Source organism: Streptomyces niphimycinicus, assembly GCF_018883605.1.
GTDB lineage: Bacteria > Actinomycetota > Actinomycetes > Streptomycetales > Streptomycetaceae > Streptomyces > Streptomyces niphimycinicus.
The window spans coordinates 21,280-28,557 of the sequence record NZ_JAHLEM010000089.1; the positions used below are offsets into that span (position 1 = coordinate 21,280).

The window sequence follows — 7,278 nt, forward strand, 5'->3', positions numbered from 1 at the left end:
CGATGAGGATCTTCTCCAGCGCCCAGGCCTGCGGCTTCGGACCCATCTCCAAACTGACCGCCATATCGCCGCTGTTCGAGGGCGCCACGATCGACTTCACGGGTCGCGACGTCGCGCTGGACTTCGCGCGGCGCCACGTGCACCGCTTCACCAACATCAACGAGGGCGACACCCAGCGGTACGAGGACGTCGCGGCCGGCCTGGCCGAGGCCGACTTCGTGGTCAGCGTGATGGACGCGGAACTCGTGTTCTGGGCGGTGCGCGCCGACGTGCCGGTGCTGTTCTTCGACAGCCTGCTGAGCTTCTGGCTCACCGAGCGCAGCGTTGCGGAACTGGCCGCCCGCGCTCAGCTCGTGCGCTGGTCCGACGACGAGACCGCGCGGTTCGTCTTCGACACGCTGACGCCGCACGAGCGCATCCTGCTGGCCCATCTGCTGGCCACCCGGTCCTACGCGCAGAACTTCCCCGGTGTCGCGGCGCGCATCGACTCCCTGACCAGGGCGGGCGCGAGCCACATCCAGCTATGCGGCCCCATCGTGGACCGAGGCGCGCTGGATGGCGCGTTGTCCGCTCCCGCACCGGACCGCATTCCCGACCTACTGATCAACTTGGGTGGCTTCCAGAACTTCTTCCTGAATTACGAGTCCCACAACGCCTATCTCGACCTGCTGCGCCGGTGGGTCGCCGAACTCGCCGCGGCGCAGCCCGAGTTGCGCCGTGTCCTGGTGTGCGGTGGTGCGTTCCGCGAATCGGTGACCGAGACCCACGGAGGCGTCGAGATCGAGTACACCATGTTGCCGCACAAGGACTTCCTGCGGCACCTGGCCCACGTCCCGTTGTACGCGGTGCCGCCCAGCCTCACCTCCTTGCACGAGGCGGTGATCCTGCGCAAGCTCCCGCTGCTGCTGCCCGAACAGCACTACGGGCACGTCACCAACCTGCGGGCGCTGCGCGGTACCGCGATCGGTGACAACGCGGCCAGCCTCATCGACCTCGGCACCCGGTTCAAGGTACCGGAGGACGACCTGGAGGGCACTCGGGCGCTGGACCGGCTCACCCGCGAACTCCTCTCGGACGAGGCGGAGTACCGCTCCTTCGCCGACTACCTGGACAAGCGGCTGGCCGACTACCGGCAACTGACGAACCAGGAACGCGACGCCGCCGTCGACGAGCTCGGCGGGCTTCTCGGCGGCCCCGCCCTGGCCGACCTGCTGGCCCACGTCAGTGACCGCCTCACTCCCGCCGGGAGGACATCGTGACCGCCGCCGACCTCGCGGAGCGCACCGTCGACACCGACGAGATCACCCAACTCATGCTGGCCGCCCACCGGGAACGCACCGGGCAGGGCGAGGTGTCACCGGAGCGCGTGCACACCAGCACCTGGACGCCTGCGAGCGCCCGCAAGGTCCGCCGTCGGACGTTCGTCCGTCTCGACATCGACGGCGAGGCCGTGGCGGTGGCCAAGATCCCGCTGTCGCACAGCGACCCGAAGCTCGCCGGCGAGCTCGAGGTCCTGCGCTCCTTCCGGCCTCCGTCGCCCCTGGGCTGTCCGGCCCCGCTCGACGCGCTGGGGGGCGGGTTCACCATGAGCTACCTGCCCGGCGTCGACCTGCCCACCGCCGTCACGGGCGTGGACACCCCTGACGGCCTGTGGCAGGTGCTGCGCCCGGCAGTGGACCGCGTCGTCGAACTGCACCGGTCGCATCCCACGGTCTCCAGCACGCCCGAGCTCGCGCTGGAGACGGCCGCCCACTACGTCCGCACCCCGGAGTTCGGCATTCGGCACGCCGACGAGGCACTGCGCACGGCACTGCTGGCGCCGACCCACGGCGACCTCGGCCCGTGGAACGTCCGCCGCGACCCGCGTGACGGCACCGCCAGGGTGCTGGACTTCGAGGACTACCGCGCCACCGGCATCGCCGCCATGGACATCGTCAACCTGCTCATCACGACGGCGCTCGCGGTCTTCCCCGACTACCAGGAGCGCGGCTTCGACTGGCTCTACGACCAGGTCTTCGACGGCGAGCACTGGTTCGGCTCCGTCCTGGCCCGCGGTCTCGACCACTACGGCGCCCACACCGGTCAGCGGCCCGGCCGCGTGCTCGACCTGCTGCCGTTCACCTGCCAGTGGCTGATCGAGCGCATCGAGGCCGAAGGCCGCGACACCAGCCGCCTCTTCTACCGCCCCTTCCGCGAGCGCTACCTCGAACGGCGCCCAACGGTCGACGGGAGCATCCATGTCTGACACCAACGCCACGCCGGTCCGTAACGACGCCGTGGTCATCGGCGGCGGCCCCGCCGGACTGTTCGCGGCCCTGACCCTGGTGCGGGCCGGCCGCCGCGTCGCCCTGCTGGAGGCCGGCGGCGACATGCGGGAGAGCCTGTGCTCCCGCCTGGTGGCCCGCATGGACGGGCGGTCCGTGCGGGACGCCGAGAAGTTCCGCCTTCAGTGCCCCCGCTGCACCTGCCTGACGGGGCTGGGCGGCGCCGCCTTCCACTTCGACACCAACCTCGGCTACATCTCCTCGCTCACCCGCTCCAAAATCGAGTCCGCGCCGGACGGCACGGTCCGCTCCTACAGCGGGCTGGAGCGCGCCCTCGGTTCGTTCGACCACGCCCAGGAGCTGATCTCCGAGGCGTACCGCATCTTCTACGAACTGGGCTTGCCGCCCGCCGAGCCCGTCCACGCCGGACAAGACGACTCCTTCGGCGCGATGTTCCAGCACGTCGACACCGCGTTCTCGCAGAGCGTCACCGTGGACGACTCCCTGGTCGTCATCGCCCGTCTCAAGGCCGAACTGGAGGAGAAGGGCGGCCGCGTGCTGCTGCACCACCGCGCCGAGGACATCGAGCCGCTGGACGGCGGCGGGTTCGAGGTGCGCGCGGCCACTCCTGGCGGGCCGGCCGCCTTCCAGGCCGATGACGTCGTGGTGGGCGTGGGCAAGCTCGGTCTGCCGTGGGTGCGCGAGCTCATCGGCCGGATCGGCGTGCGCCACCGCCCCAGCCGCCGCGTCGATCTGGGCGTGCGCCTGGAGACGCGGCGGGAGGATCTCGACCGCCTGCTGGACGGCTGCCACAACCCGAAGCTGTCCTTCCTCAACGAGGAGGGCCACTCCGTGCGGACGTTCTGCGTCTGCGGGGGCGGCCGGGTCATGCAGTACGGCTTCCTGGACGCCGTCGCCCTGGACGGGCAGCACTGCCTCAACCAGCCCACCAGCAAGTCCAACATGGGTGTTCTCACCACCGTCGACCTGCCGGAGGGGACCGACGGCACCGAGCACGCCGCCGCGTTCGCGGCCAGGGTCGCGGCCTACGGCCGAGGTCTTCCGGTCGTGTCCACCGTGGACGAGTTGGCGCGGCGCCCTGCCCCGGAGGGGCCGCTGACCACCAGCCTGATCAATTACCACCACGGCGACCTGCGCGAGTGCCTGCCCCCGTCGCTGGTCCGCGACGTGCTGGCCATGGTCGAGCGGCTCAACGCCCTGCACCCGGGACTCGTGCCCGGCACGGCCACCGTCGCCGCCCCCGTTGTCGAGCGGATCTTCCCCGATATCGAGCTCTCCGAGGACCTGGAGTCCTCCCTCCCCGGGCTGTACTTCGTCGGCGACAGCTCCTCGAAGATCATCGGCATCACCTACGGCGCCGCGACCGGCATGGCGGCCGCCCGCTCCGTGCTGCGCCGCCGGGCCGGCCTGGCGACCGTGACGGGCGGGGACCGGTGATGATCACTCTCCCGCAGCGCATTCCCGATCACGGCGAGCCGCGGCCCCGGCACGCCACGGCACGGTTGAGCACCCCGGCGGCAGCTCTGCTGCGGAGGCCCGGCGGGGTGGCCCGGCTGGCCGCCCTGAGCCGTCTGCTGCTGCACCGCTACGGCGCCGGCTGGGATGTCGTCGGAGTCGCCGACGACGGCCGCACCGTCGTGTGCCACGACAGCGATGCGGACCAGGAGACCACCCCGCTGGGCGAACTCGCCTGCGCCATCCGGCCGCGGCCCGCCGCGCCGCCTGCCGAGGGCGAGCTGTACGCGGCCGTGCTCCCGTCCCCCGCCGAGGTGCCACCGGCCGTGCTCGGCCGGCCCGTCTGGACGCTTTCCGCCGACGGTGACGTACTGGACCTGGCGCACGACGCCGCCGTATTCGACGACGGCAGTGCGGATCGGGTCGCGGAACACCTGGCGATCCTCGCCCACGAGGTGGCCGAGCACCCGGACCGGGCCGCCGGCGACGTCGAGCTGCTGCTGCCGGCGGAGCGCACGCTCCTGCTGGAAACCTGGAACGCCCCGCACACCCCGCACGCCGACGTCACCTTGCACCGCCTCTTCCGCGAGCAGAGCGCCCGCACGCCGGATGCCGTCGCCCTGCGGTACGGCGACAACGAACTGACCTACGGGCAACTGGACGCGGCCTCCGACCGGTTCGCGCACGCCCTGCTCCCGTACCTCGGGGCACCCGGCGACCTCGTGATACTGACCGGTGAGCGGGACCTCGTCCTGTTCACCGCCATCCTGGGCATCTGGAAGGCGGGCGGCGCGTTCGTCTACCTCGACCCGGCACTGCCCGCACCGCGGGCCGCGGACATCCTCGGCCTCACCGACCCGGTGGCCCAGCTCACCACCGCCAGTGGCCACGCCGCCGTCGGCGGGCAGGCCCGGAAGGTCGAGTCCTTGCTCGCCCTCGACCAGCCGTCCGGTCCCCCGCCGGACACCGCACAGCCCGACACCACGGCCTACGTCCTCTTCACCTCGGGCAGCAGCGGCACCCCCAAGGCCGTGCTGCGCCCGCACCGGATGCACACCTCCCGCATCCGGCTTGAACAGGAGCTCTACGGCCCCGGCCCGGCGGACCGGCACTTGCTCAAGTCGCCCATCAGCTTCCGGGAGTTCGTCCGGCCGCTGGCCGGCGGTGGCACCGCGGTGCTGGCCGAGCCCGGCCGCGACCGGGACGACCGCTACCTCGCCCGGCTCATCCACGACGAGGGCATCACCACCGTCAGCTTCGTGCCGTCGATGCTGCGGCTCCTGCTGACCCAGCCCGCGTTCCGCACGGCGCCCGCGTTGCGGCACGTGTTCGTCGGAGGCGAGGCGCTGAGCCAGGACCTGGAGGACGAACTGCGCTCGCTGGGCTTCGAGGTGCACAACACCTACACCCTCAGCGAGGCCGACTACGTCTGCCATCGCACCGCGGCCCCGGCCACACCCGGGACCGGCGGCCCCGGAACCAACGTCGGCGTCCCACTCGACATGCGCGTGTACCTGTGCGACTCAGCGGGCCGGCTGGTGCCGCCCGGCATCCCCGGCGAGATCCATACCGGCGGCCCCGGGCTGTCCGACGGCTATCTCGGGCGGCCCGACCTGACCGCCGAGCGGTTCCTGCCCAACCGGTACGATCCCGGTCGCCCGCCGGTCGTGTTCCGGACCGGGGACCTGGCCCGGTACCTGCCCAGCGGCGAGCTGGAGTACCTGGGCCGGGCCGACGACCAGGTCAAGGTGCGCGGGCAACGGGTGGAACCGGCGGAGGTCGAGACCGTGCTGCGGGGGCACCCGGGCGTGGCCAACGCCGTCGTCGTCAGCGCGCCGGATCCCGACCAGGGGGCCGCCCTGGTCGCCTACGTCGTGCCCGCGGGCGAGGAGATCCCGGTCCAGCGGCTGCGTGCGTACCTGGCCGGGCGGTTGCCGGACTTCATGGTGCCGGCGCGGCTGGCCTCGGTGCCCGCCCTGCCCCTGCTGGGCAGCGGCAAAGTCGACCGCAAGGCACTGCGGGTCGTGCCCCGTGGCCGTCCGGAACTCGATGTGCCCTACGCCGAACCGGCCACTGGCGGGCAGCGCAGGGCCGTCGAGCTCGTGGCCCGCGTCCTGGGGCTGGACCAGGTCGGCCTCGACGACGACTTCTTCGCCCTCGGCGGCGACTCGCTGCGCCTGATGCTGCTGCGCGGCGCGCTGGAGACCGCGGCGGGCAGGCAGTTCGCACTGGCCGAGGTGTTCGCCGCCGGCACCCCGCGTGGCTGCGCCCGCCTGCTGGACACCGAGGAGCCCGCCCGCCCACCCGCCCGGCGGCCGTCCGACCGCCGCCGGCGCGTCCGCTCGCGGACCGCCCCCCACGTCGAAGGAGGTGATTCGGGGTGAACGCGCTCGACCACGAGGACGCCGTCGCGGTCGTCGGCCTGTCCGTGCGGCTGCCCGGCTGTGACAGCGTGGCGCGGTACTGGTCCATCCTCGAAGCCGGCGAAGACAGCATCACCCGGCGGGAGGCCACCACGGCTGCCACGTTCGTGCCCGCCTACGGATCGGTGCCGAGTCCCGGTCACTTCGACCGCGACCGCTTCGGGATCGCCTCGTCCGAGGCGCTGCTGACCGATCCGCAGCAGCGGCTGCTGCTGGAGGCCGTCGACGAGGCGCTGACCACGGCCAACGTCGACCGGGCCGGGACGATGGCGGTCAGCGTCTACGCCGGGGTCGGCCACAGCGACTACGAGCGGTGGGTCGGCAGTGCGCTGGCCGGCCGCCCCGGCGTCGACGCCCAGTCCCTGGAGGTGACCAACCGCGGCGACTACGCCGCCACCCGGGTCGCCTACCGGCTCGGCCTCCAGGGCGCCGCCGTCACCGTGCAGTCGGCCTGCTCCACCGCGCTGACCGCCGTCCACCTGGCCGTGCAGGACCTGCTCGGCCACGGCAGCGACCTGGCCGTGGCCGCCGTGTCCTCGGTCCGCGTCCCCGCTCCCGGCGGCTACGAGGCCCCGCTCGGCGGCATCGGCTCCGCGGACGGGGTGTGCCGCCCCTTCGACGCGGCGGCGGGCGGGTCCGTACCCGGCGACGGCGTCGGCGCCGTCGTCTTGAAGCGGCTCGCCGACGCGGTGAGCGACGGCGACGAGATCTGGGCCGTGGTGCGGGGCAGTGCCATGAACAACGACGGCTGCGGCAAGTCGGGTTTCGCCGGGGTCGACGCCGCCGCCCAGACCGAGGTGATCCGGGCCGCACTGGACGTGGCCGGGCTCGGGCCCGGGGACATCGACTACGTGGAGGCGCACGGCAGCGGAACCCGGATCGGGGACTCCACCGAGTGGTCGGCGCTGGCCGAGGTGTTCGCCGAGGCCGGCCACCCGGTCCACGTCGGGGCGGTCAAGGGCGGTCTCGGGCATCTTCGGGAAGCGGCGGGCCTGGCCGGCTTCGCCAAGGCGGTGCTCTCGCTGCGCCACCGGCGGCTCGCCGCCACCGCGCACTTCGAGCGGCTGCCCGCCGACCTGGCCGCCCGGTCCGGCCCGCTGCGGCCGCTGGGCGAG

At 72.8% G+C, this 7,278-nt stretch carries 5 protein-coding genes; all 5 read left to right on the plus strand.

What is annotated here, in order from left to right; translation table 11 throughout:
* Positions 1–2 precede the first annotated feature (2 nt).
* A complete protein-coding gene (locus KN815_RS10580; protein WP_216341514.1) occupies positions 3–1,259 on the plus strand; it encodes a hypothetical protein in 1,257 nt (418 codons plus the stop codon).
* The gene (locus KN815_RS10585; RefSeq protein WP_216341515.1) at positions 1,256–2,245 is read left to right on the plus strand and encodes a phosphotransferase; all 990 of its coding nucleotides are present in this window, start codon (positions 1,256–1,258) and stop codon (positions 2,243–2,245) included. The genes KN815_RS10580 and KN815_RS10585 overlap by 4 nt, the downstream gene beginning before the upstream one ends.
* On the plus strand, positions 2,238–3,722 hold the full coding sequence (locus KN815_RS10590; RefSeq protein WP_216341516.1) for an FAD-binding protein: 1,485 nt from the start codon (positions 2,238–2,240) through the stop codon (positions 3,720–3,722). The genes KN815_RS10585 and KN815_RS10590 overlap by 8 nt, the downstream gene beginning before the upstream one ends.
* Positions 3,722–6,124: an amino acid adenylation domain-containing protein gene (locus KN815_RS10595; RefSeq protein WP_216341517.1), complete on the plus strand. Its 2,403-nt coding sequence runs from the start codon at positions 3,722–3,724 to the stop codon at positions 6,122–6,124. The genes KN815_RS10590 and KN815_RS10595 overlap by 1 nt, the downstream gene beginning before the upstream one ends.
* The coding region (locus tag KN815_RS10600; protein ID WP_216341518.1) for a beta-ketoacyl [acyl carrier protein] synthase domain-containing protein at positions 6,121–7,278 on the plus strand (1,158 nt) is incomplete at its 3' end. The genes KN815_RS10595 and KN815_RS10600, both read left to right, overlap by 4 nt.

Excerpts from the sequence above, each read along its gene's own strand:
- KN815_RS10590 (WP_216341516.1), top strand. The coding sequence starts at position 2,238 with ATGTCTGACACCAACGCCACGCCGGTCCGTAACGACGCCGTGGTCATC.
- KN815_RS10580 (WP_216341514.1), top strand. The coding sequence starts at position 3 with ATGAGGATCTTCTCCAGCGCCCAGGCCTGCGGCTTCGGACCCATCTCC.
- KN815_RS10595 (WP_216341517.1), top strand. The coding sequence starts at position 3,722 with ATGATCACTCTCCCGCAGCGCATTCCCGATCACGGCGAGCCGCGGCCC.